Origin of the sequence: Streptomyces sp. NPDC001194, from assembly GCF_042896985.1 — a bacterium.
In the GTDB taxonomy this organism is placed as follows: Bacteria; Actinomycetota; Actinomycetes; order Streptomycetales; family Streptomycetaceae; genus Streptomyces.
In genome coordinates this window covers 52831-78365 of record NZ_JBIAXU010000025.1, presented here as the reverse complement: position 1 = coordinate 78365, position 25535 = coordinate 52831, and the positions used below count along the sequence as shown (strand labels likewise).

General features: G+C 71.7%; 15 protein-coding genes. 6 read left to right on the top strand and 9 right to left on the bottom strand.

Features of this window, described 5'->3' with window-relative positions; translation table 11 throughout:
- Nucleotide 1: 1 nt before the first annotated feature.
- The 4 genes from ACFY1T_RS32965 to gmd all read right to left on the bottom strand — a co-directional run bounded on the left by ACFY1T_RS32965 (nucleotide 2) and on the right by gmd (nucleotide 5130).
- Nucleotides 2-214 carry a DUF6458 family protein gene (locus ACFY1T_RS32965; RefSeq protein WP_030857282.1) on the bottom strand — a complete coding sequence of 71 codons (213 nt, stop codon included), beginning with the start codon at nucleotides 212-214 and terminating at the stop codon, nucleotides 2-4.
- A 120-nt stretch (nucleotides 215-334) separates the two neighbouring features.
- A complete protein-coding gene (locus ACFY1T_RS32960; protein ID WP_390791448.1) occupies nucleotides 335-1012 on the bottom strand; it encodes a hypothetical protein in 678 nt (225 codons plus the stop codon).
- Between the two features lie 81 nt (nucleotides 1013-1093).
- Complete coding sequence (locus ACFY1T_RS32955) at nucleotides 1094-3871, bottom strand: LamG-like jellyroll fold domain-containing protein (RefSeq protein ID WP_390791447.1); 2778 nt, start codon at nucleotides 3869-3871, stop codon at nucleotides 1094-1096.
- 245 nt (nucleotides 3872-4116) lie between these two features.
- Nucleotides 4117-5130, bottom strand: coding sequence for a GDP-mannose 4,6-dehydratase (gmd, locus tag ACFY1T_RS32950; RefSeq protein ID WP_390791446.1), 1014 nt, complete (start codon nucleotides 5128-5130; stop codon nucleotides 4117-4119).
- A 243-nt stretch (nucleotides 5131-5373) separates the two neighbouring features.
- On the opposite strand from gmd, the gene ACFY1T_RS32945 reads away from it, so the two are divergent.
- Nucleotides 5374-6318 carry a GDP-L-fucose synthase family protein gene (locus tag ACFY1T_RS32945; protein ID WP_390791445.1) on the top strand — a complete coding sequence of 315 codons (945 nt, stop codon included), beginning with the start codon at nucleotides 5374-5376 and terminating at the stop codon, nucleotides 6316-6318.
- A gap of 29 nt (nucleotides 6319-6347) precedes the next feature.
- Here the strand turns inward: ACFY1T_RS32945 and ACFY1T_RS32940 are convergent, their stop codons facing one another.
- On the bottom strand, nucleotides 6348-7835 hold the full coding sequence (locus tag ACFY1T_RS32940; protein ID WP_390791444.1) for a sugar transferase: 1488 nt from the start codon (nucleotides 7833-7835) through the stop codon (nucleotides 6348-6350).
- A 380-nt stretch (nucleotides 7836-8215) separates the two neighbouring features.
- Between ACFY1T_RS32940 and ACFY1T_RS32935 the strand changes: the two genes are divergently transcribed.
- A complete protein-coding gene (locus tag ACFY1T_RS32935; RefSeq protein ID WP_390791443.1) occupies nucleotides 8216-10486 on the top strand; it encodes a M4 family metallopeptidase in 2271 nt (756 codons plus the stop codon).
- A 222-nt stretch (nucleotides 10487-10708) separates the two neighbouring features.
- Nucleotides 10709-12199 carry a nitronate monooxygenase gene (locus tag ACFY1T_RS32930; protein ID WP_390791442.1) on the top strand — a complete coding sequence of 497 codons (1491 nt, stop codon included), beginning with the start codon at nucleotides 10709-10711 and terminating at the stop codon, nucleotides 12197-12199.
- Nucleotides 12200-12265: 66 nt separating this feature from the next.
- On the opposite strand, the gene ACFY1T_RS32925 is transcribed toward ACFY1T_RS32930, so the two are convergent.
- Nucleotides 12266-12712, bottom strand: coding sequence for a hypothetical protein (locus tag ACFY1T_RS32925; RefSeq protein ID WP_390791441.1), 447 nt, complete (start codon nucleotides 12710-12712; stop codon nucleotides 12266-12268).
- A 166-nt stretch (nucleotides 12713-12878) separates the two neighbouring features.
- Entirely contained in the window at nucleotides 12879-14429 is a 1551-nt protein-coding gene (locus ACFY1T_RS32920; RefSeq protein WP_390791440.1) for an MFS transporter, read from the bottom strand.
- A 148-nt stretch (nucleotides 14430-14577) separates the two neighbouring features.
- Between ACFY1T_RS32920 and ACFY1T_RS32915 the strand changes: the two genes are divergently transcribed.
- On the top strand, nucleotides 14578-15615 hold the full coding sequence (locus tag ACFY1T_RS32915; protein ID WP_390791439.1) for an Lrp/AsnC family transcriptional regulator: 1038 nt from the start codon (nucleotides 14578-14580) through the stop codon (nucleotides 15613-15615).
- Here ACFY1T_RS32915 and glgP read toward each other — a convergent pair.
- Nucleotides 15612-18266, bottom strand: a complete 2655-nt coding sequence (gene glgP, locus ACFY1T_RS32910) for an alpha-glucan family phosphorylase (protein WP_390791438.1) — start codon at nucleotides 18264-18266, stop codon at nucleotides 15612-15614. The two genes, ACFY1T_RS32915 and glgP, sit on opposite strands and share 4 nt — an antisense overlap.
- A gap of 209 nt (nucleotides 18267-18475) precedes the next feature.
- Nucleotides 18476-21220, bottom strand: coding sequence for a PKD domain-containing protein (locus ACFY1T_RS32905; protein WP_390791437.1), 2745 nt, complete (start codon nucleotides 21218-21220; stop codon nucleotides 18476-18478).
- A 526-nt stretch (nucleotides 21221-21746) separates the two neighbouring features.
- On the opposite strand from ACFY1T_RS32905, the gene ACFY1T_RS32900 reads away from it, so the two are divergent.
- Entirely contained in the window at nucleotides 21747-23741 is a 1995-nt protein-coding gene (locus ACFY1T_RS32900) for a maltotransferase domain-containing protein (protein ID WP_390791436.1), read from the top strand.
- Nucleotides 23738-25432: a maltose alpha-D-glucosyltransferase gene (treS, locus tag ACFY1T_RS32895; protein ID WP_390791435.1), complete on the top strand. Its 1695-nt coding sequence runs from the start codon at nucleotides 23738-23740 to the stop codon at nucleotides 25430-25432. Before ACFY1T_RS32900 ends, treS begins: the two co-directional genes overlap by 4 nt.
- Nucleotides 25433-25535 lie beyond the last annotated feature (103 nt).

The window sequence follows — 25535 nt, the reverse complement described above, 5'->3', positions numbered from 1 at the left end:
GCTACAGCTCGCGGTGGGTCTCGTCGACCACCGGGAGGGCCGCCGCGCGGCGGCGCTTGAAGACGCTCGCGTAGACGGCGAGGCCGATGGCGCCCGCCGCCATCATGATCAGCCCGACGACGTCGAGGTTGACGCTCTCCATCTTCCAGTCCGTCGCGAAGGTGAGGATGGCCCCCACCACGATCAGCGCGATGCAGCCGCCGATGCCTCCCATGTGATTCGCCTCCGCAGTCGTTGTCGTCTGACCGCGCGGCTACCCGGGAACCGGATGCGAAAACGCCGCCCCCGGACCGGAGTTCGGGCGGGGGCGGCGTTCGCGTCCGTGCGGGAGGGGTTACGCCGGGATCCAGGCGTAGCAGCCCGCCGAGGTGAAGGTCGCCGTGCCCGCGGGGATCGCGGCCGTGATCTTGTCGCCGGCCTTCAGGGGGGACTCGGGGCCGGAGGCCAGTACCGCGCCGTCCTTGCCCTTCGCCTCCCAGGTGCACGTCGTGGCCTGGGTCAGCGCCCGGTAGGTGCCCGCCGCGGGCGACTGGCGGGTGCCGTCCGCGAAGCCCTTGGAGGCCGCATCCAGGATCGGCTTCTGCTCCGGGCACAGGTACGTGATCGCGTCCTTCGCCCCCGGGATCTCCCCGGCGATGACGGCCCCGGTCGCCGCGTCCTTGTCGCGCTTCGCGGTGCGCTCCACCCGCTGGCAGGACTCCTGGCCGGTCTGGAGGACCGCCGCGGGGTCCATCTTCTCGGGGACCCGTCCGCTCAGGTACTGCTTCTCGTTGGCCTTGAAGCTGCCCGTCTTCGGGGTGAGCTTCGCGTCCGGCAGGACCGGGCCGGTCGGCTTCGCGTCGGGCGAGACCGGGGGCGCCGAGGCGTCCGCCGGGTCCGGGACCGAGGACGCGGCCGGCGGCTTGGGCTTCGCCGCCTCGGCGTCGGCCTTGCCGTCGCCGCCCGAGCTGCAGGCGGTCAGGGTCAGAGCCGCGGCCAGCAGAACAGCAGCCGCAGCGGAGCGTCGGTACATCGTGTGGCTCCTGTTGTTACGTGGGATAGGGGTGCGGGGCCCGGCTGTGGTTCACGCCGGGCCCCGCATCCGTCTACGCGGTTACTTCGGGCCGAAGGTGAGGACGAGCTGCGGAGCGGCGTCCGCGGCGGTCGACTCCATGGACCAGATCCACAGCGGGTCGGTGCCCGTGCTCGTCAGGGCCAGGCTGTAGCCGGTGCCCAGCACCGGGGTGAGCGCGGCGGTGTCCAGCGCGGTGCTCTGGATCGCCGAGCCGTCCGGCACGCTCGCGAACGAGCCGAGCTCGGTGGCGCCGAGGGCGGGCTTGGTGTTGAACGTCGTGCTCGCGCCGCTCCAGGTGCCGGTGACCGGGACCACGGAGATCTTGTCGGCCGTACCGGCGTTCGCCTGGGTCGACGTCTTGATCTGCAGCGAGGCGGACTTCAGGACCTGCCCGGCCGGCGCGGCCGGCAGGTTGAAGCGCAGGTACGTCTGGTACGCCGACGTGCCGCGGACGGCCAGCGAGGTGCTGGCGCCGTTGGCGGCGCTCGGGGCGCCCTGGTTGACGTAGGTGTCCTCGGTCGCGGAGACCTTGGAGACCGTGTCGGACGGCGCCTTGGCCAGGTCGTAGTGGTTCTTGGCCTGGGCCGCGGTGAGCGCCTTCGGGTAGACGGCCGTCTCGTCGATCTGGCCGGCGAAGAAGTTGCTCGTCGGCTTCGACGGCCAGCCGCTGAGGTTGTCGCCGCCGACGTGCCAGAAGCCCTCGTACGCGACCGAGCTGGTGACGTTCAGCGTGCCCTTGCTCTGGCCGTCGACGATCAGCTCCATGCCGCTCGCGCCCATGGCGCCGACGACGTGGTGCCACTTGTTGTCGTTGTACGTGTCGAACAGGCCGGTGGTGATGGTGCGGGCGGAGCCGTTGCTGACGCCGAAGACCAGACGACCGGTGTTGGTCATGTAGATCTGCTTGTCGTACGAGCCGCTGCTGCGGTCCGTGTTGCTGCCGAAGCCGATCAGCTTGCCGCCGCGCGTGGTGTTGGTCTTGAACCAGGTCTCGACCGAGAACGCGTTGCCCACCGTCTGGCGGTGGTCGCTGTACACCTGCTGGCTGGTGCCGTTGAAGCCCATGGCCGTGCTCGCGCCGCTGATCGCGCCGGGCGTCTGGCGCAGGGCCGGGGCGTTGAGCTGGACACCGCTGGTGTTGCCGGCGACCGAGGAGTCGGCGACGTACGGGCTGACGGTGTCGTCGTAGCGCCAGTACAGGGAGGCGCCGTCGGTGCGGACCTGGTTCGGGTACGCCTGGACCGAGCTCGGGACCGTGACCGCGGCGTTGGCCGACAGGGCGCTGGTGTTGCCCGCGGCGTCGGTCGCCGTCACGCGGTAGGTGTACGACTGGCCGTCCTTGACCGTGGTGTCGGTCCAGGAGGCCTGCGGACGCTGCCACTCGAGGGACTCGGCGGCGACGGTGGCGATGGGGGTGGACGAGCCGTTGCGGTAGATCCGGTACGTCAGCTTGCTGTCGTCGGCGTCGTAGCTGGTGCGCCAGCGGACCTGGACCTCACCGGGCTTGACGCTGCCGGCGCTCGCGACCGGGGTGGTCGGGGCGCCGACGTCGCCGGTGGAGGCGAAGCGGGTCAGACCCTGCTGCGCCTTGCCGTTGATCGCGGTGAACTCGCCGCCGGACCAGAGGTACTTGACGTCGTTCTTCTCGGCGATCGTCAGGGTGCGCGGGCCGATGCCCTCGCCGATGCCGTCGTTGGCGGTGGGGTGCCAGCCGAGCTTGCGCGGGCTGCGCACGAAACCGTCCACGGGCGCGGGGGCCGCGCCTTCGTAGTTGGTCAGCTGCGCGTTGAAGAAGTTGCGCTTGCCGTCGGGGAACTGGCCCTCGAGCGAGCAGTCGTGCGCGTGCGAGGCGCTGTAGAGCACGCCGTCGTAGGGCAGGACGGCCTGGGTCGCGCCGAGGCAGCGGTCGCGCCACTTCTCGCTGAAGTCGCTGAGGTTCAGGCCGATGCGGCCGTCGAAGACGCCGCCGCCGGAGCCCTCGTTGCCGGTGTAGAAGCCGGTCGAGTCGGTGGCGATGTCCTTGACCACGGAGTTCGACGGGATGTTGCTGTACGTCTTGGTGACCGCGCCGGTGGTGGCGTTGACGACGGCCAGGGCGTGCGTGCTCTTGCCGTTGATGTCGAAGAAGTCACCGCCCAGCAGCACGTTCTTGCCGTCCGGGGTGACCTCGACCGCGCGGCCGGGCTCGTCGGCGTTGGCCGTGAAGGGCTTCAGGGCGCCGGAGCCGGCGTCGACGGCGGCGAACCGCTCGCGCGTCTGGCCCTCGACGGTGCCGAAGTCGCCGGCCGCGTACACGGTGTCGCCGGTGACGGCGAGTGCGCGCACGGTGGCGGGGAAGCCCGGGTGGAAGGCGGCCTTGGGGGTGCAGGTCGCGATGTCGATCGCGGCCAGGCTGGAGACCGGGGTGCCGTTGACGGCGCCGAAGTAGCCGCCCGCGTACAGGGTCTTCTTGTCCTTCGAGACCTCGAGGGTGCGCACGGTCGCGCTGCCGTCGCCGATGGTGAAGGCGAGCTTGCACGAGGTCGGGTTGCCCGTCGCGGCGTCGAGCGCCACGAAGTTGACCGCTTCCTGCTCGGCACCGCTGGTGCCGTCCGGCGGGCGGACGGCGGAGAAGGTGCCGCCCGCGAAGACCGTGCCGTTCGCCTCGGCCATCGCGAAGACGATGCCGTTGGGCTGCCAGGTGGGCAGCTCGTCGGCGGTGAATGCCACGGGAGGCGTGATGGCGGACGCCTCGGGCATCAGCACCAGACCTATGCCGGTGCCGGCGCCGGCCAGTGACAGGACGAGGGCAGCAGTCAGCCCTCTGGATCTACGCATGAGCCCCCCAGGGCAATCGCCCGGTTTGATGGCTGGAACTATCCGAACAGCCATATGTACTGGCGCAGACTAGGGCTTCTGCGAGGACCTGGTCACCTCCCTTGACCCATTGCATACCAACTTGGAATGAACGGTTCAGGTTGGAGGGCGCACAACGGACATACGACAGGTTTGCCCCGGCCACACCCACCGATACCAGTGGAGATGACCGGGACACGGCAAATCGTAGGGGAAATATAAGGCCTTCAGCGGTCGATGCGGACCGTCGCGCCCGCCAGCTGGTCCTCGACCTGCCGGATGTCGGCGTCGACCATGATCTGCGCCAGCTCGGCCACGAGCACCGTCGGCTTCCAGCCAAGCAGTTCGTTGGCCTTGGAGGCGTCGCCGATGAGGGCGTCCACCTCGCTCGGGCGCTCGTACTTCGGGTCGTAGCGCACGTGCTCGGCCCAGTCGAGGCCCGCGTGGGTGAAGGAGGACTCCACGAACTCGCGGACCGTGGCGGCCACGCCCGTGGCGACGACGTAGTCGGTCGGCTCGTCCTGCTGGAGCATCCGCCACATGGCGTCCACGTACTCGGGGGCGTAGCCCCAGTCGCGGACCGCGTCGAGGTTGCCCAGGTAGAGGTGGTCCTGGAGGCCGGCCTTGATGCGGGCCACCGCGCGGGTGATCTTGCGGGTCACGAAGGTCTCGCCGCGGCGCGGGGACTCGTGGTTGAACAGGATCCCGTTGACGGCGAACATGTCGTACGCCTCGCGGTAGTTCACCGTGGTCCAGTACGCGAACACCTTCGCGGCGCCGTACGGGCTGCGCGGGTGGAACGGGGTCTGCTCGTTCTGCGGGGGCGGGGTGGCCCCGAACATCTCCGAGGACGAGGCCTGGTAGATCCGGGTGTCCACACCGCTGGCGCGGATCGCCTCCAGGAGGCGCAGGGCGCCGAGGCCGGTCACGTCGCCCGTGTACAGGGGGGCGTCGAAGGAGACCCGCACGTGGGACTGGGCGCCCAGGTTGTAGACCTCGTCGGGCCGGATCTCGCGGAGCAGGTTCACCAGCGCGACGCCGTCGGAGAGGTCGGCGTGGTGCAGGACGAAGGACCGGTTGGCGGTCTGCGGGTCCTGGTAGATGTGGTCGATCCGCTCGGTGTTGAAGCTGGAGGAACGCCGCACCAGGCCGTGCACCGTGTAGCCCTTGGAGAGCAGCAGCTCGGAGAGGTACGAGCCGTCCTGCCCGGTGACGCCGGTTATGAGTGCGGTCTTGCCCATCTGGGGTCCCCCTGGGGATCGTGTCGGTCTGTTCTGGTGAGCGGGGCCCCGCCCCAGCCGCCCCACCCTTACGAGGCTGGATGCGTACCGTACACGGCCCGCGCCCGCCCCCTTCGCCCGGATTCCGCTCGCGGCGGGCGGGCGGCCCCGCTCCGGCGGCCGGCTCCCGTCCGGCGTCCGCACCCCGTCCGGGGGCCGGACCTCGTCGGCGGCCCGCGGCGGCGGACTGGCATCATCGGCGGTATGACAAGTTCGCTGCCGCTCCTGCCCCCGAACGCCCGCGTCTTCGTCGCGGGCCACCGCGGCCTCGTGGGCTCCGCGGTCGCCCGCCGGCTCACCGCCGACGGGCACGAGGCGCTCACCCGGGGCCGCGCCGACCTCGACCTGCGCGACGCCGCCGCCACGGAGGCGTACCTGAGGGACGTCCGCCCCGACGCCGTCGTGCTGGCCGCCGCCAAGGTCGGCGGGATCATGGCCAACAGCACCTACCCGGTGCAGTTCCTGGAGGACAACCTCAAGATCCAGCTCAGCGTCATCGGCGGCGCGCACGCCGCCGGCGTCGGCCGCCTGCTGTTCCTGGGCTCCTCCTGCATCTACCCGAAGCTGGCCCCGCAGCCCATCAGCGAGGACGCGCTGCTGACGGGCCCGCTGGAGCCGACCAACGAGGCGTACGCCCTGGCGAAGATCGCCGGCATCGTCCAGGTGCAGTCGTACCGCAAGCAGTACGGGGCCTCGTACATCTCGGCGATGCCGACGAACCTCTACGGCCCGGGCGACAACTTCGACCTGGAGACCTCGCACGTGCTGCCCGCCCTGATCCGGCGCTTCCACGAGGCGGCCGCCGAGGGGCGCGAGGAGGTCACGCTGTGGGGCAGCGGCACCCCGCGCCGCGAGTTCCTGCACGTGGACGACCTGGCGGCCGCCTGCGCGGTGCTGCTGAACGGCTACGACGGGGACGAGCCGGTCAACATCGGCTGTGGCGACGACCTCACCATCAAGGCCCTCGCCGAGACCGTCGCCGACGTGACCGGCTTCCGCGGCCGGCTCGCCTGGGACACGTCCAAGCCGGACGGCACGCCGCGCAAGCTCCTCGACGTCACCCGCCTGACCTCGCTGGGCTGGAAGCCGGAGATCGGGCTGCGGGACGGGATCGCCGCCACCTACCGGTGGTGGCGCGAGCAGGGCTGAGCGCGGGTGCCGAGGCTCCAAGGGACCTCCTAGTACGCTCCGCGGCCGTCGACGACGGCGCGGAGGGTACGGCCCATGACGTCGACGTCACTGGTGAAGGACCAGTTGTCGACGTACTGCAGGTCGAGCTGGATCGTCTCGTCCCAGGAGAGGTCCGAGCGCCCGCTGATCTGCCACAGCCCGGTCATGCCCGGCCGCACGGTGAGCCGGCGCAGTTCGACCTCGTCGTACTGGGCCACCTCCTCCGGCAGCGGCGGGCGCGGGCCGACCAGCGACATGTGCCCGCTGAGCACGTTGAACAGCTGGGGCAGTTCGTCCATGGAGGTACGGCGCAGCAGCCGGCCCACCCGGGTCACCCGGGGGTCACGGCGGATCTTGAACATCAGGCCGTCGTTCTCGTTGGCCCCGGACAGCTCGTTCTTGAGCCGGTCCGCGTCCACGACCATGGTGCGGAACTTCCACATGACGAACGGAGCCCCGTCGCGCCCGATGCGCCGCTGGCGGTAGAACGCCGGACCGCGTGAGCCGAGGCGGATCGCCAGGACGATGCCGAGGAAGACGGGCGAGAGCAGGAGCAGCCCGACGCCGGCCCCGGTGCGGTCGAGGACCGACTTGAGCAGGGTCTGCACGCCCCGGCCCACCGGCGGCGCCACCCGCAGCACGGCGAGCCCGCCCGCGGAGACGGTCTCCAGCCGCTTGACGGAGACCTCCACCAGTCCGGGGAAGACGGCGAGTTCCAGCCCCGCGTCGTGCAGCGCCCAGGCGACCTTGCGCAGCCGCTCGCCCGCGATCCGCGCACCCGGGGCGACCAGGACGAGGTCGGCGTGGTGGCTGCGGACCGCGCCGAGCACGGCGGCCGAGTCCGCGTTCGGGGCCTCGGGCACGCTCTCCTCGAGCCGGGCCGCGATGGGCACCCCGCCTTCGAGCGGGCCGGCGCCGACCGGCACCACACCGACGACGACGTACGGATGGTCGGTGCGCGCGGCCAGGTGCTCGATGACGGCCCCGGCCGCGCCGGGTTCGCCGACCACCAGGACCCGGCTGACGGCGTGCGCCTCGCGGCGCGCCGCCGAGAGGTGGCGGTAGGTCAGCTTGTGGCAGGCCACGGTGACGAGGAGGGCGGGCAACAGGGCGCCGAGCGCGGACAGCCGCGGGGTGCTCTCGCCGGTCACCACGCGGGCCACGGCCAGGACACCGATGAGAATCAGCCAGTCATGCAGGACGGGCAGCACTCCGCGCGATTCTCCCAGCGCCCGGGAGGCGTAGCGGCGGCGCACCGCCTGCACCCCGGTCCAGGCGAGGGCCGCGCCGAGGGCGCAGTACACCGGCCGGACCTGCTGCGCCGCCTGGAAGACCAGCCCTACGGGGACCGCGGCACCGAGGAAGTCGGCCGTGAGGGCGGCCGGCAGGTACCAGCGGGCCTTGTCGCCGATCCGCCTCACCGGGGCGGCCGCGAGCCCCGCGGACGCCGCCGCGGCTCCGGCCAGTCTTTGCGCAGGAAAATGGACATGCCTCATGGGCCCCCCTGGCACGTGGTCTATGACAGATGCGCGTGCCCGCGGCTTCCCCTGGCTACGAACAATTGGCGCACCGGGAAACAGTACGACAAACGCCCGTACGACAAATGCCGATTGCCCGAACGGGACCTCTTGTTGCGCAAGTGTTAGCAACCGGTACCAACCGTTCCAGATATCGGACCCCCCTTTCGCACGCGAAGGTGAATGGTCCGGATACCGGATGCGTCTCATCGGTCAACGAACCGTTTCCGGCCAACCTTTTGACGCGGCCCTGACATCCATGCCGCCAGCTGGCACTCTTCGATCCGTTCTTCGCACCAGCCTGCTCTGCCCGGAGGCCCACCCAGCTCTCCGGCACCCCCTTGCAGAAGGAGTCTGCGTTGAGTCACACCCCCCACAGGCGTGCCACCGCGGCCGGCGCTCTCGTTGCCGCCGCCGCACTGCTCGCCGTCGGCATCCAGGCCGGTACCGCCTCCGCCGACGCCACCGCGTCGCAGGCACGCAACGCCGCTCAGCCCAACCCGGGTGCGGCCGCCGTCAACCTCAGTCCTTCCGAGCGTGCGACGCTCATAGCGGACGCCAACTCGACCACCGTCCAGGCGGCCAAGGCCCTCGGCCTCGGCGAGCAGGAGAAGCTGGTCGTACGCGACGTCGTCAAGGACGCCGACGGCACCACCCACACCACGTACGAGCGCACCTACGGCGGACTCCCCGTGCTCGGCGGCGACCTGACGGTCCACGCCAAGGCCGGCGTCACCAAGAGCATCACCCGCGCGACCAACCACGAGATCAAGGTCGCCGACACCACGGCCACGGTCACCCCGGCCGCCGCCGAGGGCCAGGCCGTCTCCGCGGCCAACTCCGAGGGCTCCAAGAACGCCAAGGCGTCCAAGAACGCCCGCAAGGTGATCTGGGCCGCCGAGGGCGCCCCCGTCCTGGCCTACGAGACCGTCGTCGGCGGCCTCCAGGACGACGGCACCCCGAGCGAGCTGCACGTGGTCACGGACGCCAAGACCGGCGCGAAGATCACCCAGTGGCAGGCCATCGAGACCGGCACCGGCAACACCATGTACAGCGGCCAGGTCACGATGGGCACCTCGCAGTCGGGCAGCAACTACACGCTGACCGACGCAGGGCGCGGCAACCACAAGACGTACGACCTCAACGGCGGCAGCTCCGGCACCGGCAGCCTGTTCACCAACACGACCGACGTGTGGGGCAACGGCGCCGCGTCCAACCGCGCGACCGCCGGCGCCGACGCGCACTACGGCGCACAGCTGACGTGGGACTACTACAAGAACGTGCACGGCCGCAACGGCCTGCGCAACGACGGCGTGGCCCCGTACAGCCGGGTCCACTACGGCAACGCGTACGTGAACGCGTTCTGGGACGACTCCTGCTTCTGCATGACGTACGGCGACGGTACGAGCAACACCCACCCGCTGACGTCCATCGACGTGGCCGCCCACGAGATGACCCACGGCCTCACCTCGGTCACCGGCAACATGACCTACAGCGGTGAGCCCGGCGGTCTGAACGAGGCGACCTCGGACATCATGGCGGCCGCCGTCGAGTTCTACGCCAACAACCCGCAGGACGTCGGCGACTACCTGGTCGGCGAGAAGATCGACATCAACGGCGACGGCACCCCGCTGCGCTACATGGACAAGCCGAGCAAGGACGGCGGCTCCAAGGACTCGTGGTACTCGGGCATCGGCGGCATCGACGTCCACTACTCCTCGGGCCCGGCCAACCACGTCTTCTACCTGATGTCCGAGGGCTCCGGCGCCAAGGTCATCAACGGCGTGAGCTACAACTCGCCGACCTCCGACGGCCTCCCGGTCACCGCGATCGGCCGTGACGCCGCCGCGAAGATCTGGTTCCGCGCGCTGACGGTGGGCTACTTCAAGTCGAACACCAACTACGCGGCCGCCCGTACGGCGACCCTCCAGGCCGCCGCCGACCTGTACGGGGCGAACTCGGTCACGTACAACAACGTGGCCAACGCCTGGGCCGGCATCGCCGTCGGCGCCCGGCCGCCGCAGTCCGGCGTCTCGGTCACCGCGATCCCGAACCAGACCACCCAGATCAACACCGCTGTGAGCCTTCAGGTCCAGGCGACCAGCACCAACCCGGGTGCGCTCAGCTACGCGGCCACCGGCCTCCCGGCCGGCCTGTCGATCAACTCCTCGACCGGTCTGATCTCGGGCACGGCCACCACCGCGGGCACGTCCAACGTGACCGTGACGGTGACCGACTCGGCGAGCAAGACGGGCACGACGTCCTTCACCTGGACCGTCGGCACGTCCCAGCAGAACGTGTTCGAGAACACGAACGACTACGCGATCGCCGACAACGCGACGGTCGAGTCCCCGATCACGGTGACCCGCACCGGCAACGCGCCGAGCACCCTCAAGGTGGACGTCAACATCCTCCACACCTACATCGGCGACCTGAAGGTCGACCTGGTCGCCCCTGACGGCAGCGTCTACAACCTGCACAACCGCTCCGGCGGCAGCGCGGACAACATCGTCAAGAGCTACACGGTCAACGCCTCGTCCGAGGTGGCCCAGGGCGTCTGGAAGCTCCGGGTCAGCGACAACGCGAGCCTGGACACCGGCAAGATCGACAGCTGGAAGCTCACCTTCTGACCCTCCGGGGCAGGTGAAGCCACACGGCTGACCCACTGAAAACGCGGGGCCGTCCGGGAGAGACCCTCCCGGGCGGCCCTGTTCCATGTGCCCCCGCCGTACGGGACCTGCGCCCCGCCGAGCCGGGACCTTCGCCGGCCGTCCGCGGCCGCCGCGCGCCCGACACTGAAACGGAAGCGAACCTACGCGACCGTAGGTCCGGGCGACCCGAGGACGTGCCCCATGCCGCAGACCCCCACGACCGTCCCTGCCGCGCAGAGCGCCGCGGCCCTCCCCGCCACCGTGCGGCGGCCCTGGCTGATCCAGGGCGGCATGGGCGTCGGCGTCTCCGGCTGGCGGCTGGCCCGGGCCGTGTCCCGGGAGGGCCAGCTGGGCGTGGTCTCGGGGACCGCGCTGGACGTCGTACTGGCCCGGGTCCTGCAGAGCGGCGACCCCGGCGGGCACGCGCGCCGCGCACTGGCCGCCTTCCCGCTCCCCGAGCTCGCGCGGACCGCGCTCGACTGCTACTTCCGCCCGGACGGCCTCGGCCAGGACGCCGCCGCCCGGATGCGGACCACCCCGCGGCTGCGCGCCGCCGGCGGGTCCCCGGCGGAACTCCTCACCGTCCTCGGCAACTTCGTCGAGGTCTGGCTCGCCAAGGAGGGACACGACGGTGTCATCGGAGTCAACTACCTGGAGAAGGTCCAGCTCGCCACCGCCCCTGCCATGTTCGGCGCGATCCTGGCAGGCGTCGACCACGTGCTCGTGGGCGCGGGAGTCCCCGGTCGGATCCCTGCCCTCGCCGACCGGCTGGCGCGCTGCGAACCCTGCGTGACGCGGGTCGCGGTGGAGGCGGGACCGTACGGGGACGAGCCCCTGGACCACGTCTTCGACCCCGTCGCGCTGCTGGCCGGGCACGTTCCGGGGCCGCTGCGCCGCCCGGAGGTGATCGCGATCGTCTCCCTCCCGGTGCTGGCCGCCTACCTGGCCCGGGACGAGGCCACCCGGCCCGACGGGTTCGTCATCGAGACCGGCGGGGCGGGCGGGCACAGCGCCCCGCCCCGCGGGCCGGTGCGGCTCGACGGGTCCGGGGAGCCGGTGTACGGGCCGCGCGACGATCCGGACCTCGCCGAAATGGCGGCGCTGGGAGTGCCGTTCTGGCTCGCCGGCGGCCAGGCGAGCCCGGAGGCGGTGTCCGCCGCCCGGGCCGCGGGGGCCGCCGGCGTCCAGATCGGCAGCGCCTTCGCGCTGTGCGAGGAGTCGGGGATGGCCCGCCGGCTGCGCGAGGAGCTGCTGGAGCGGGCGCGTGCCGGCACCTTGAGGGTGCGCAACGACCCCGTGGCCTCTCCGACCGCGTTCCCCTTCAAGGTGGCGGAGCTGCCCGGCACGCTCTCCGAGCCGGAGACCGCGGCGGCCCGGCAGCGGGTCTGCGACCTGGGCTTCCTGCGCTCCCCCGTACGGGGCCCGCGCGGTCTGGTCTACCGGTGTGCGGCGGAGCCGGTGGCGGCGTACGTCCGCAAGGGCGGCGACCCGGCGGACACGCGGGGGCGGCGGTGCCTGTGCAACGGCCTGCTGGCCACGATCGGCCTGGCGCAGCGGCGTCCGGACGGCCGGTCGGAACCCCCGCTGGTGACGATCGGCAAGGACCTTTCGTTCCTGCCGCGGCTCTCCCCGGACGCGTCCCCCTACACGGCGGCGGACGTGGTGCGCTGGCTGGCGGCGGGGGTGCGCTGACGGGCGCGAGGGTCCGTGCCCCCTCGGGGGCCGGACCCTCGCGCCCGTGTCCGGCGGACCGGGAGGTCAGCCGTTGTTCCGGAAGGCGGAGCGGAAGTCGTCGTCGTCGTCCCAGCGCGAATCGCCGCAGCCGCCCCGGCGGAAGTCGTCGCGGCAGTCGTCATGGTGGACGCGGACCGGCACGAAACTCACCGAGAGGACCTCGACGTTGTACACCGTGTCCCCGGGCTGCAGCTCGCGCTCCACCCGGCCGCCGCACGCGCGGTTCGGGTAGAGCAGGGCCCGCGACTCGGTGCCGTTGTGCACCGCCGTAGCGGGGCGGCCCCGCGAGGTGTCCGTCAGCTCGTAGCAGGTGTCGTTGTCCGCCGGGCGGATCTGCGCCCGCTCGTCGTTGTCGATGATGTACTGCAGCCGGCCGAGGTCGTCGTGGCCACCGGCCAGCGAGGGGCCGGCGGTCGGCAGGACCAGGGCGAGGGCGCCGAGCAGGGCTGCGGCGGTCTGGCGAAGACGCATGGGGGGCAGTCCGTTTCTGTGGGCACGGGGTGCCGCTCCGGTGGCACCCGGCGAGCAGGGGCGAGAGCGGTATTCCACGCCGAAGCACTGCGCCATGCGCAATGCGTTCGAAGGTTCACCCTCCCGGCCCGGCCATCTCCACCCGTACGGCCCCACCCGCCGCCCGCTACACGGATGCGCGTTCGGATTCCGGGGAGCCCCCGGCGGCCGGAGCCGGAACGGCGGCCGCGGCCGGGGCCTGGACCTGGCCGCGGGTCTGGGCTCCGGCCGTCGTACGGACCAGCACCAGCACCAGCAGCGCTCCCGCCAGCCCCATCAGCCCCGAGGTCAGGAACGTCCCGCGCAGCCCGCTCGCGAAGGCCTCCTCGACCCAGACCCGTGCGGCCGGACCCGTCGCCAGCAGCTGCCCGGCCCGCCCGGAGGCCAGCGCCTCGGCCGTGCCGTGGCCCTGGCCGGAGCCGGCGAGCCCGTCCCGCAGCCCGGCCTGGAAGACCGCGCCGAGCACCGCGACGCCGAGGGCCATGCCCAGCTGCCGCGCGGTGTTCAGGGCCCCGCCGGCCATGCCCGCCCGGGCCGGGGCCACGGCCCCCATCGCGGCGGCGGCCAGGGCCGGGGTCGCCATGCCCACTCCGAGCCCGGTCACCACCAGCCCCGGCACCAGGACCGGCCAGCCGTCGCCCGCGTCCGTCATCCAGGCCTGGAGCAGCGCGCCCGCCCCGATCAGCAGCATCCCGCCGCCGATGGTCAGCCGCGCCGGAGCCCCGTGCAGCAGCCGCCCGGCCACCGCGGAGACGGCGAACGCGGAGATGCTCAGCGGGACCAGCACCAGGCCGGCGGAGACCGGGCCCATCCCCTCCGCGGACTGCAGCCACAGGGAGACGTACATCAGGTACGAGAACGCCGCGCCCGACAGCAGCAGCGCCCCGGCCATGACGCCGACGAAGGTGCGGCTGCGGAACAGCGAGAGGTCCAGCATCGGATGGGGGCTGCGCAGCTCGACGAGGACGAACGCGGCGAAGGCGGCCGCGCCGAGACCGAAGAGGCCGAGGGTGGCGGCGCCGGTCCAGCCGTCCTCGCCGACCCGGATCAGCGCGTACGTGACGGCCGCGGCCCCGGTGGTGAAAGCGGCCATGCCGGGCAGGTCGAGGCCCTTGGCTCGGGGGTCGCGGGACTCGGCGACCGACTTCAGCGTCACGTACACGGCCAGGGCGCAGACGGGGAGGTTGACGAAGAAGATCCAGCGCCAGCCGAAGTGCTGGGTGAGCAGCCCGCCGATGATCGGGCCGGCCGCGGCGGCGGCCCCGTTGACCGCGCCCCAGACCCCGAAGGCGACCCCGCGGTCGCGTCCCTGGTAGGCGCTGCTGAGCAGGGCCATGGTGGTGGCGAACATCGCGGCGCCGCCGATGCCCTGGACGGCGCGGAAGGCGATCAGCGCGGCGGGGCCGCCGGCCAGCCCGCAGGCGAGGGAGGCGGCGGCGAAGAGGCCGAGCCCGCCGAGGTAGACGCGGCGGCGGCCGATCCGGTCGGCGAGGGAGCCGGCGCCGAGCAGCAGGGCGGCGAGGGCGAGGGCGTAGCCGTCGACGACCCACTGGAGGCCGGAGAAGGACGTGTGCATGTCGGCGGCCATGTCGGGCAGGGCGACCATCACGATCGTGACGTCGACCAGGAGCATGAACGCCCCGAGGCACACCGCGGTGAGCGGGAGCCATTTACGCATGGGAAAACTCCTCGGGACCCGGAGGCCCGGCAGGTGATCGGTTCGGGTTGGCGGTGGCTCCAAACTCCCACCCGGGCGGCCGATCCCCCACCCGGACCCTTCCGGTTGCCGGATTTCACCCGTCCCGGCCCCTGTCATGATGGAAACCATGACGACGCCCGTACAGCTCGATGACCTCGACCGGGGTCTGATGCAGGCCCTGATGATCGACGGGCGGGCCGCGTTCAGCAGGATCGCCGAGGTCCTGGAGGTCTCCGACCAGACGGTGGTGCGCCGCTACCGCCGGCTGCGGACCTCGGGCCTGCTCCGGGTGATCGGTCTGCCGCTGGGCAACCGCGTCGGGCTCTTCGAATCCTGGCTGCGGGTGCAGTGCGCGCCGGACGCCGCGCTCGCGGTGGCCGAGGCGCTGGCCCGGCGTCCGGACATCTCCTGGGTGAAGCTCGGCTCCGGCGGCACCGAGATCAACTGCCTGACCAAGGCCCGCACCCGCCAGGACCGCGACGGCCTGCTCCTGGACAAGCTCCCGCGCACCCGCCGGGTGACCGGGGTCAGCGCCCACACCATCCTGCGGGTGTACATCGGCGGCCCGTCGGGATGGTGCGGCCTGGACGTGCTGCGGCCCGAGCAGATCGCGGCGCTGGGGCGGGCCCCGGCCAGGCCGCCCGTGGTGCACGGGCGGGAGCAGGAGCGCTACGCCCTGGACGAGGCCGAGCACGCGCTGCTCGCGGTGCTGGCCCACGACGGCCGGGCCGGCTATCCGGAGCTGGCCCGGGCCTCCGGCCTGTCGGAGTCCACCGCGCGCCGGCGGCTGGACCGGCTGCGGGAACTGCGGGCGCTCTACTTCGACCTGGAGCTCGTCCCCTCGACCCTGGGCTTCGACGCGGAGGCCACGCTGTTGCTGACCGCGGCGCCGGCGCGGCTGGCGGAGGCGGGCGCCGCGCTGGCCGGCCATCCGGAGGTGCCGTTCGCGGCCGCGGTGACGGGCACGGCCAACCTGATGGCCGCGGTGGTGTGCCGGGACACCGACGAGCTGTACACCTACATGACCGAGCGGATCGGCGCGGTGCCCGGCATCCAGCACGTCGAGGTGATCCCGACCCTGCGCAACATCAAGCGGGCCGGGATGCTGGTGGAGGGCGGGCGGCTGGTCGATCCGCCGCCCGCCCCCCGGGCTCCGGAGCCCTAGCGCAGGAGCACGCCGCCCCCCGTGCCCGCGTCACCGCCCGCTTCGGTCTCCACCGGGGCCGCGACCAGCCCCAGTTCGGCCGGCGTCGCCAGCATCGGGTGCGCGGGCAGGATCCGTACGGTGTACCCGTAGGGCCCCGTACGGTCGAGGGCGAGCGGGCCCTCGTACATCCAGCGCCCCTCCAGGTCCGGCCCGGCGGTGGGCTTGAGCGGGAAGGACCGCCCGTCGCGGATCACGTCCTGCGGATCCACCCGCCCGGCGACGGCCTGCACCTCGACGTCCTCGGGGGTGAGCGCGTCCAGCGCCACCCGCACCCGCAGCGTGAGGGTGGCCCCGAGTTCGGCGGTGCCGTTCACCGGGGCCGCGGCCAGCGCCTCCACGTGCTCGACGACGACCCGCGGCCAGGCGGCCCGGACCCGTCCCTTCCACCAGGCCAGGTCCCGTGCCGCGTCCGCGTCCAGGGCCCGGTGGGAGCGCGCGGCCGGCGCGTACAGCCGCTCCACGTACTCCCGCACCATGCGGCCCGCGAGCACCTTGGGCCCCAGCGAGACGAGGGTGCGCCGGACCATCTCGATCCACCGCACCGGCAGTCCGCTGCGGCCGGCCCGGTCGTAGAACCGCGGTGCGACCCGGTCCTCGATCAACTCGTAGAGGGCACCCGCCTCCAGGTCGTCGCGCCGGTCCTCGTCCGTCCCGAGCCCGTCGGCCGTCGGGATGGCCCAGCCGAAGTCCGGTTCGAACCATTCGTCCCACCAGCCGTCCAGCACGGACAGGTTGAGACAGCCGTTGAGCGCCGCTTTCATCCCGCTGGTCCCGCAGGCCTCCAGCGGCCGCAGCGGGTTGTTCAGCCAGACGTCGCAGCCCGGGTAGAGCTTCTGCGCCATGGCCATGCCGTAGTCGGGCAGGAAGACGATCCGGTGCCGCACCCGCGGATCGTCGGAGAACCGCACCAGCTCCTGGACGAGCCGCTTTCCCCCGTCGTCGGCGGGGTGCGCCTTGCCCGCCACGACGATCTGCACGGGCCGGTCCGGGTCGAGCAGCAGCGCGCGCAGCCGCTCGGGGTCCCGCAGCATCAGCGTCAGCCGCTTGTACGAGGGCACGCGCCGGGCGAACCCGATGGTGAGCACGTCCGGGTCGAGCACGGAGTCCACCCAGCCGAGTTCGGCCTCCGCGGCCCCGCGCTGGAGCCACGAGGCCCGCAGCCTGTCGCGCACCTCCTGCACCAGCTGCTCGCGCAGTACGCGCCGCAGGTCCCAGATGTCCTGGTCACCGATGTCGGCGACCGCGTCCCAGCGCTGGGAGCCGCCCACCGAGAGCGCGTCCTCGGTGCGCCCGGCGCCGATCTGGCGGACGCCGAGGCGGACCACCTCGGGGGCCACCCAGGTCGGGGCGTGCACGCCGTTGGTCACGGAGGTGATCGGCACGTCCGCCGGGTCGAAGCCCGGCCACAGCCCGGCGAACATGCCGCGGCTGACCGCCCCGTGCAGGGTGGAGACCCCGTTGGCCCGCTGGGCCAGCCGCAGCCCCATCACCGCCATGTTGAAGACCCCGGGGTCGCCGCCGGGATAGGACTCGGCACCCAGTTCCAGGATCCGGTCGACCGGCAGGGCGGCCAGCTCCGCTCCGGGCCCGAAGTGCCGGGCGACGAGGGCCCGCTCGAAGCGGTCGATGCCGGCGGGCACCGGCGTGTGCGTCGTGAACACGGTCCCGGCGCGCACCGCCTCGACGGCGGCCTCGAAGCCGAGCCCCTGCTCCCCTTCCAGTTCCCTTATGCGTTCGAGCCCGAGGAAGCCGGCGTGTCCCTCGTTCGTGTGGAACACCTCGGGGTCGGGGTGCCCGGTGATCGCGCAGTACGCGCGCACCGCGCGCACGCCTCCGATGCCGAGCAGCATCTCCTGGAGGAGGCGGTGGTCGCTGCCGCCTCCGTAGAGCCGGTCGGTCACCTCGCGGGCGCCGGAGTCGTTGTCCTCGACGTCGGAGTCGAGGAGCAGCAGCGGGACGCGGCCGACGCGGGCCTGCCAGATGTGCGCGTGCAGGGCGCGGCCGCCCGGCAGGCTCAGGGTCACCCGGGCCGGTGTCCCCTCGCCGTCGCGCAGGAGGGAGACGGGGAGCTCGTTGGGGTCGAGGACGGGATAGTGCTCCTGCTGCCAGCCGTCGCGGGAGAGCGACTGGCGGAAGTAGCCGTGCCGGTAGAGCAGTCCCACTCCGATGAGCGGGACGCCGAGGTCGCTGGCGGCCTTGAGGTGGTCCCCGGCGAGGATGCCGAGCCCGCCGGAGTACTGCGGCAGGGCGGCGGTGATCCCGAACTCGGGCGAGAAGTAGGCGATCCCGGCGGGCAGCTCGGCATGGTCCTCGTGGCTCTGGTACCACCTCCCGCCGTGGACGTAGTCGTCGAGGTCGGCGGCGACGACGGCGAGCCGGCGCAGGAACCGGCGGTCGCCGGCCAGTTCCTCGAGCCGGGGTGCGGAGACCGCGCCGAGCAGCCGGACGGGATCGCCGCCGGCGGCCTGCCAGCCCTCGGGGTCGACGGATTGGAAGAGTTCACGGGTCTCTGTATGCCACGACCAGCGCAGATTGCGCGCAAGATCGGCAAGCGGAAGCAATGGTTCCGGGAGGACGGGGCGCACGGTGAATCGACGGATAGCCTTCACACGTTCTACCTTCGCAGGCGATTGCGGATCGAAGCGGCCGCACCACGCTGTGCGTCCGCGCATCACCCCGGGAAGGCTAGCCTCACCGGGGCCCCGCCTGCCACGGTGCCTCGGGCGCCGGACGCCCTCCTCGAACGCCGCCGCCCCGGACACCACGTGCGGTGCACGGGCGGCCGGGGCGGCGGGTGTTGCGGATCGGTCGGCGGGCGTCAGCCCTGCGTGAACCAGCCGAGCAGGTCGGTGATCACGTGGGTGCTGCCGCCGTGGCTGTTCCAGACGGAGACGCGGCCGTCGGCGACCGGGGTGGTGACGTGGTTGGGGACGGTGTCGCCGGGGCGGGTGTTGAGGCTGCTGGCGTCGGGGCGGGTGGTGCCGTAGCCGTACGCGGTGAGGAAGCCGGGGCCGGTGGAGTCGGTCGCGGTCACGTTCAGCGCGGCGCCGACGGCGCCTTCGGGCAGGCCGGCCACGGTGGTGGTGGCGCCGGGGGCGAGCTTGCCGGTGGTGCGGGTGTCGGCGAGGCGGCGCGGGACGGTCGGGGTGAAAAGGGCCTTGGCGTCCTTGCCGTACCAGCCCACCGCGTCGAGGACGAGGTGGGTGGAGCCGGTGTTGGTGTAGAGGGTGATGGTGCCGTTCGGTCCGACGGGGACGATGGCCTGGTTGGACTTGTCCTTGCCGGGCTCCAGGTTGAGGTTCGAGGTCGCGGGCCGCTTCGCCGGGTCGGGGTAGGCGATGACGTGGGCGTTCTCGGTGGAGCCGGTGCCGGTCAGGTTGAAGGCGACGGCGGTGGCGTCGGCGGGGATGCCGTTCACGCCCGCGACCTTGACGGTCCGGGTCTGCCCGCCGCCGAGCGCGCCGCCGCTCGTACGGGTGTCGGCGAGGCGGGTCGGAGCGATGGGGCTGAACCTCTGGCCGATGCCGGGCTGGTAGTAGCCGACGAAATCGACGACGAGCGCGGCCTTGCCGGAGTTGAGCTGGGCCGAGACCTTGCCGTCGGCGCCCACGGGCACGGTGACGGTGTTGGAGGAGGTGCCGCCCGCCTTGACGTTGACGTTCGAGGTGGCCGGGCGTGGCTGGCCGGAGGGCCACACGCTCAGGTGGGTGTCCTCGGTCGCGCCGGTGACGGTCACGTTGAGGACGGCCGCGGCCATGCTGCCGGACAGGACGTGGTCCGGCACGCTGATCCCGACCGGCAGGGTCACGCCCATGGGGCTTCCACCCTGGAGGGTGGTGCCGGCGGTACGGGTGTCCAGCAGGCGGAACGGCTCCGTGGCGACGTAACCGGAGCGCGCGTAGTCCACCTTCACGTTCCGCGTGGCCGTGGACACGGCCCCCTTCGTGTCGCGGACCGTGAGCGTGACCTTGTACTCGCCGGGCCGGGCGTAGGTGTGACCCGTGCCGGACAGAACGGTCTGGTGCGCGGTGGCGCCGTCACCGAAGTCGAAGTCCACGCTCTCCACCGGCCAGGGCGTGGTGGAGGCCCCGGTCTTGACGTCCACGCTCAGCGGAGGGGTGCGGCCGATCGGGTTGTCCGAGGTCGGCAGGACCGGATCCACGGCCAGGGCGGCGGTGAGCGGAGCGGCCGCGGTCACGTTCGTCGACTTCGTGTCGGACACCGTCTCCCCGGCGTCGGAGACGGCCGTCACCTTGACCGCGCACCACGCGCAGGGCGCGCCATAGACGTGCTCGGCCGTGGTCGCCCTGGTCACGGTGGGGGCCGTGCCGTCGCCGAAGTCGTAGTGGAAGGTCAGCGCGCCCGGCCACCGGTTGTCCGCGACGGCCGTCGCCTTCACCGTGGTGCCCGCCGGCGCCCAGGAGGGGTCGAGGTCGAGCCGGACGCCCTTCAGCTGGTCCTGGGTCTCGCGGGCCCCGCGGTCCAGGTACCCGCCGTCCTTGCCGGTGTTCGGGACGCGGGGGTCGTCGGCGGCGGGCTTGCCGTACAGGTCGGTGGGCAGGACGCCCGGAGCGGTCGCGTCGGCCGAGTCGACGGTGGGCGAGCCGTCCATCGCGCCGACCTTGTAGCCGTCGGGGGCCAGCAGATCGTGGGCGCCCTGGCCGGTGGCGGCCTGGAAGGCGGCCGGGCTCGGGTAGGCCTTGCCGGCCCAGGTGTACGGGTTCACCGCCGGCGTTCCGTGACCGCTGACCACGTTGTAGTCGACGCGCGTGCCCTCGGCCGCGCTCTGCGACACGTCGACGCCGCCCCGCGGATCCGACGGCCGGCAACTGCGGTGCGTGGGCTCGCTGAAGATCACGTTGTTGAACAGTGCGGAGCCGGTCGAGGCGCCGCTGAACGACACGGTCGTCCCGCAGACTGCGGAGAAGTCGTTGTTGGTGATGACCGTGCCGGGCGCGTCCACCACCGCCACGTTGCTCGACCCCAGGGTTCCGTTGAGCTCGTTGCGGCCGAGGACGGTGCCGCGTGCGCCGCCCTCGATCCGGACCCCCCACACCGAGCCGCGGGTGAAGCGCACGTCCGCGCTTCCCTCCCCGACGACGAGGCCGTCGGCCTCACCCCCGCCGCTCTGGATCCGGTCCAGCTCGACGTCGGTGGACCGGGCGACGCGGACGCCGTCGCCTATGTACATCCCGCGCACCACCACGTGGCCCGCGCCCGTGATGCTCAGGCCCTTGCCGAGCGTCACCCGGCCGTAGCCGTCGGCCGCACCGGACACGAAGGCGATCGGCTTGCCCGGCTCGCCGGAGCGGTCGACGGTGACGGCCTCGTCGTACGCATCGCCCGGTTCGATCCGCACCGTCTGGCCCGGCTTCACGATCCTGGCAGCCGCCGAGATCGTGCAGAACGGGGCCGCCTGCGCACCGGCGCCGCTGTCGGAGCAGTGGGCGTGGCCGTTGTCGACGTAGAGCGGGGCCGGCGCATCGGCGGCCGCGGCGGCCGGTACACCGAGAAGGGTGACGAGCCCCGCGGTGAGCAGGACCACCGTACGAGTGGGACGCAACAGAAACGTTCCTTCGAAAAAGGTGAAGTGAATTCAGGACATTCCGGCAGCCGGAAACACCCGCGGAACCCACTGAGACGGGCCTCATGATCCCCCGTCCGGGCAGCCCTGTCACTCCGGATATTCCGCCCTCACCGCCCCAAATCCCCGGTCACCAACGGGACTCGTGGTGCCACTGCGACGGGCGTGTCAGGACGTACATCCGTTAGTCCCAACCGACTTGACTGAGCCTCGGCAGATGTCGGCCAAGACCTTGGTCCGGGCCGCGCGACTACGTACGAGTAGTTAACCGGGGGACCTGATTGAGCGGGGTGAGAGTGGGCAGGGCTCCCCGCGTACACGCACGGCACCCCGCCCCAACACCTCTCCCGCCACCCGAGTGAACGCGGACAGGAGCGGCCATGCCCGCAGCCCAGCCGTCTTCTGAGCGGCTAGAAACAGAGCGAACAGAGCGTGCACGACCAGCCGGTGCTCCGGCTGGGCTGTTGTCACCGAGCCCTGCGAACTGCCCCCAGGTGATCCCATCATGATCGGTCGCATTCCCGTGCTGGACGTCCGCCCCGCCGTCGACTGCGGGGCCAGACCCGCCAAGGCGGTCGTGGAAGAGGTCTTCGAGATCTCCGCCACCGTATTCCGCGAGGGCCACGACGCCGTCGCCGCCCATGTCGTGCTCCGCGACCCCAACGGGCGGCTGCGGCCCCCCGTGCCGATGCGCGAACTGGCGCCCGGCACCGACCGGTGGGGCGCCCGGGTCTCCGCCGAGGCCGAGGGGAGGTGGACGTACACGGTCGAGGCGTGGAGCGACCCGGTCGGCACCTGGCAGGCCCACGCCGCCATCAAGATCCCTGCGGGCATCGACCCCGGGCTCACCCTGCTCGAAGGCGCCGAGCTCTACGAGCGGGCCGGCTCGAGGATCCCGAAGAAGGACGGCCGCGAGCACGTCCTGGCCGCCGCCCGCGCCATGCGCGACGAGGACCGCCCGGTGTCGCTGCGGTACGCCGCCGCCCTCGCGTCCCCGGTCCAGGCCGCCCTCGCCCGGCGCCCGTACCGGGAGCTGGTCACCGCCTCCAAGGCGCTGCCGCTGGTCGTGGAGCGCAAGCGGGCCCTCTTCGGCTCCTGGTACGAGATGTTCCCGCGCTCGGAGGGAGCCGTCGTCGAGCCCGGCGAGGAGCCCGTGAGCGGAACGCTGCGGACCGCCGCCGAACGGCTGCCGGCCGTCGCCGCGATGGGGTTCGACGTGGTGTACCTGCCACCGATCCACCCCATTGGAAGTACCTACCGCAAGGGCCCCAACAACACCCTTTCGGCTGGAAGTTGGGACCCCGGTGTGCCGTGGGCCATCGGCTCCACCGAAGGCGGCCACGACGCCGTCCACCCCGACCTCGGAACGATCGAGGACTTCGACGCCTTCGTCGCCCGCGCCCGTGAGCTGCGCATGGAGATCGCGCTCGACTTCGCGCTCCAGTGCTCGCCGGACCATCCCTGGGTGGAGAAGCACCCCGAGTGGTTCCGCCACCGGGCCGACGGGACGATCGCGTACGCCGAGAACCCGCCGAAGAAGTACCAGGACATCTACCCGATCCACTTCGACACCGACATGGCCGGTCTCGTCGAGGAGACGGTCCGCATCCTCCGGTACTGGATGGACCACGGCGTCCGGATCTTCCGGGTGGACAATCCGCACACCAAGCCTGTCGTCTTCTGGCAGAAGGTGATCGCGGACATCAACAAGTCCGATCCCGACGTGATCTTCCTGGCGGAGGCCTTCACCCGGCCCGCCATGATGCGCGCGCTGGCGGCGATCGGCTTCCAGCAGTCGTACACGTACTTCACCTGGCGCAACACGAAGGACGAGCTGACCGAATACCTGACCGAGCTCGCGGACGTCCGCTCCGCCTCCGTCATGCGGCCGAATTTCTTCGTCAACACGCCCGACATCCTCCACGAGTACCTCCAGCAGGGCGGCCGCCCGGCCTTCGAGGTGCGCGCCGTCCTCGCCGCCACCCTCTCCCCCACCTGGGGCGTCTACGCCGGGTACGAGCTGTGCGAGAACACTCCGGTCCGGGAGGGCAGCGAGGAGTACCTGAACTCCGAGAAGTACGAGTTCCGGCCGCGCGACTGGGCCGCCGCCGACCGCGAGGGACGCACGATCGCCCCGCTGATCACCGCCCTCAACCGGCTGCGCCGCCGCAACCCGGCGCTCCAGCAGCTGCGCGACATCCATTTCCACACGACCGACAACGACCAGGTGATCGCCTATTCGAAGCACGCGGGCGCCAATTCCGTACTGGTGGTCGTCAACCTCGATCCGCACCACACCCAGGAGGCGACGGTCTCGTTGGACATGCCGGTACTCGGCCTCGACTGGCACGGGTCCCTCGCGGTGCGCGACGAGCTCACCGGCGAGACCTACCACTGGGGCAGGGCCAACTACGTACGACTGGAGCCGGGCCGAACGCCCGCACACGTACTCGCGGCTCTGCGACCGTCCCCGCCCACCGGAGGGTCACCCACCACATGATGATCAACGATCCCGTCCACGACACGTTCGAGGACACCCCCGCGAAGGACCGCGACCCCGACTGGTTCAAGCGGGCGGTCTTCTACGAGGTGCTCGTACGGTCCTTCCACGACAGCAACGGCGACGGCGTAGGAGACCTGAAGGGGCTCACCGCCAAGCTCGACTACCTCCAGTGGCTGGGCGTCGACTGCCTCTGGCTGCCGCCGTTCTTCGCCTCGCCGCTCCGTGACGGGGGCTACGACGTCGCGGACTACACGTCCGTGCTGCCCGAGTTCGGCGATCTCGCCGACTTCGTGGAGTTCGTGGACGCCGCGCACCACCGCGGCATGCGGGTGATCATCGACTTCGTCATGAACCACACGAGCGACCAGCACGAGTGGTTCCAGCAGTCGCGCAAGGACCCGGACGGTCCGTACGGCGACTACTACATGTGGGCCGACAACGACAAGCAGTACCAGGACGCCCGCATCATCTTCATTGACACCGAGACCTCCAACTGGACGTACGACCCGGTGCGCAAGCAGTACTACTGGCACCGCTTCTTCTCGCACCAGCCGGACCTCAACTACGAGAACCCGGCCGTCGTGGAGGAGATCGTCTCGGCGCTGCGCTTCTGGCTCGACCTCGGCATCGACGGCTTCCGGCTCGACGCCGTGCCCTACCTGTACGCCGAGGAGGGCACCAACTGCGAGAACCTGCCGCGCACCCACCAGCTCCTGAAGCGGGTCAGAGCCGAGATCGACGCGCACTACCCCGACACCGTGCTGCTCGCCGAGGCCAACCAGTGGCCCGAGGACGTCGTCGACTACTTCGGCGACTTCGCGAAGGGCGGGGACGAATGCCACATGGCCTTCCACTTCCCCGTCATGCCGCGCATCTTCATGGCCGTACGAAGAGAGTCGCGCTACCCCGTCTCCGAAATCCTGGCCAAGACCCCGGCGATCCCGGACCGCTGCCAGTGGGGCATCTTCCTGCGCAACCACGACGAGCTCACCCTCGAGATGGTCACCGACGAAGAGCGCGACTACATGTACGCCGAGTACGCGAAGGACCCGCGGATGCGGGCCAACATCGGCATCCGGCGCCGGCTCGCCCCGCTCCTCGACAACGACCGCAACCAGATGGAGCTGTTCACCGCCCTGCTGCTGTCGCTGCCCGGCTCGCCGGTGCTCTACTACGGCGACGAGATCGGAATGGGCGACAACATCTGGCTCGGCGACCGCGACGGCGTGCGCACCCCCATGCAGTGGACCCCGGACCGCAACGCCGGTTTCTCCTCCTGCGATCCGGGCAGGCTGAACCTGCCGGTCATCATGGACCCGGTCCACGGGTACCAGGTCACCAATGTCGAGGCCGCGATGGCATCGCCCTCCTCACTGCTGCACTGGACCCGCAGGCTGATCGAGATCCGCAAGGCGAACCCGGCCTTCGGACTCGGCTCGTACACCGAACTGCCCTCGTCCAACCCGGCGGTACTGGCCTTCCTGCGCGAGTACGGGGACGACCTGGTGCTGTGCGTGCACAACTTCTCGCGCTTCGCGCAGCCCACCGAGCTGGACCTGCGTTCGTTCAACGGGCGGGTACCGGTGGAGCTCACGGGTGACGTGCGCTTCCCGCCGATCGGCGAGTGGCCGTACCTGCTCACGATCGCGGGGCACGGCTTCTACTGGTTCCGCCTGCTGGGCGAGTAGCCGCCGAGTACGGGGTGGGCGCGCGAATGGGTCAATCGCCCGCCCCTGTACGGATCATCCTGACCCGACACTTGTACACCGCCGGAGAAGCAACTGACGCGAT

Coding starts and splice junctions, on each gene's coding strand:
- ACFY1T_RS32965 (WP_030857282.1), bottom strand. CDS start 214: ATGGGAGGCATCGGCGGCTGCATCGCGCTGATCGTGGTGGGGGCCATC.
- ACFY1T_RS32960 (WP_390791448.1), bottom strand. CDS start 1,012: ATGTACCGACGCTCCGCTGCGGCTGCTGTTCTGCTGGCCGCGGCTCTG.
- ACFY1T_RS32955 (WP_390791447.1), bottom strand. CDS start 3,871: ATGCGTAGATCCAGAGGGCTGACTGCTGCCCTCGTCCTGTCACTGGCC.
- gmd (WP_390791446.1), bottom strand. CDS start 5,130: ATGGGCAAGACCGCACTCATAACCGGCGTCACCGGGCAGGACGGCTCG.
- ACFY1T_RS32945 (WP_390791445.1), top strand. CDS start 5,374: ATGACAAGTTCGCTGCCGCTCCTGCCCCCGAACGCCCGCGTCTTCGTC.
- ACFY1T_RS32940 (WP_390791444.1), bottom strand. CDS start 7,835: ATGAGGCATGTCCATTTTCCTGCGCAAAGACTGGCCGGAGCCGCGGCG.
- ACFY1T_RS32930 (WP_390791442.1), top strand. CDS start 10,709: ATGCCGCAGACCCCCACGACCGTCCCTGCCGCGCAGAGCGCCGCGGCC.
- ACFY1T_RS32925 (WP_390791441.1), bottom strand. CDS start 12,712: ATGCGTCTTCGCCAGACCGCCGCAGCCCTGCTCGGCGCCCTCGCCCTG.
- ACFY1T_RS32920 (WP_390791440.1), bottom strand. CDS start 14,429: ATGCGTAAATGGCTCCCGCTCACCGCGGTGTGCCTCGGGGCGTTCATG.
- ACFY1T_RS32915 (WP_390791439.1), top strand. CDS start 14,578: ATGACGACGCCCGTACAGCTCGATGACCTCGACCGGGGTCTGATGCAG.
- ACFY1T_RS32900 (WP_390791436.1), top strand. CDS start 21,747: ATGATCGGTCGCATTCCCGTGCTGGACGTCCGCCCCGCCGTCGACTGC.
- treS (WP_390791435.1), top strand. CDS start 23,738: ATGATGATCAACGATCCCGTCCACGACACGTTCGAGGACACCCCCGCG.